The organism is Vibrio makurazakiensis (genome assembly GCF_050337375.1).
GTDB classification, from domain to species: Bacteria; Pseudomonadota; Gammaproteobacteria; order Enterobacterales; family Vibrionaceae; genus Vibrio; species Vibrio makurazakiensis.
The window spans coordinates 1-1,024 of the sequence record NZ_JAKJSW010000460.1 but is presented as its reverse complement, the minus strand read 5'-3'; the positions used below and the strand labels follow the sequence as shown (position 1 = coordinate 1,024).

The 1,024-nt window shown below is 44.1% G+C and carries 1 protein-coding gene; it reads right to left on the bottom strand.

What is annotated here, in order from left to right; genetic code table 11:
• Positions 1-1,024: cadherin-like domain-containing protein (locus L4C33_RS22445; RefSeq protein WP_428814586.1), on the bottom strand; the 1,024-nt coding region annotated here is incomplete at both ends.

The following is a 1,024-nucleotide window of genomic DNA, read 5'->3' as shown; positions in this document are numbered from 1 at the left end:
AATAGCGGCACTTTGAGGCTCACTCACGCTGATGGTGGCTAGATCATTTGTACCTTGAACAACTATATCCACCGTACCTGTTGCAGTTCCATCGAACGATGTGGCATCAAACGACAGTGAGACTTTTTCACCTTCAGCGAGAGACTGAACAGCGTTACTTTCATTATCAATAGTAAAAGACCAACGACCCTCACGGTCGACAGTGAAGGTACCGTATTCATTACTGATAGAGGTCGGTTCGACAAACGCTTCGCCAGAATCGACATCTGAAATAGTCAGCGTACCTGACGCGACTTGTGATTCATTACTATCTTCAACAACTAGACCGTTACCKTCACTTACTGTTGCAAGATCATTAACCGGAGTCACACCAATATTGATTACTAAAGTATCTGTACCGCCACTACCATCATCAACTAACACTTCAAAGCTATCTGGGCCGTTGTAGTTCTCGTTTGGTGTATATGTCCAGCTACCGTCAGGGTTAACCACAACAGTACCATTCGACGGTGTTGTGGCAGCTGAATATGTAAGTGGATCACCATTTGAGTCAGTTGCGTTCAATTGACCATTTAAAGGTGTGTCTTCATCTGTAATTAGAGACAAAGCGTCTGAAAGCGAAACCCCACCAGCAGTAGAAAATATTGGAGCGTTGTTTTGGAAAGCTTCTAAAAGAGAAAGGCTTTGAGTTCTAGATAGCCCAAGAGCTTCTAGCCCGGCCGTATCAAATTCAGTAGATGCTATAGCTTCTATTCCGTCACGTTCTACACTTCCTGAAGAAATTAGACTTGACCCAGATGCACCACCCGCGGCAGTTGCGAATTCATCAGCAAGCTGTGTTGGGTCTTGCCCTTCTTCTAACGCTGCAAAAATATCGTCAATTTCATTTGTTATATCTTGCTCACCAGCTTCACCGATTAGGGAAACTGACGCTGTTTCCCTAATCGGTGAAGCTGGTGAGCAAGATATAACAAATGAAATTGACGATATTTTTGCAGCGTTAGAAGAAGGGCAAGACCCAACA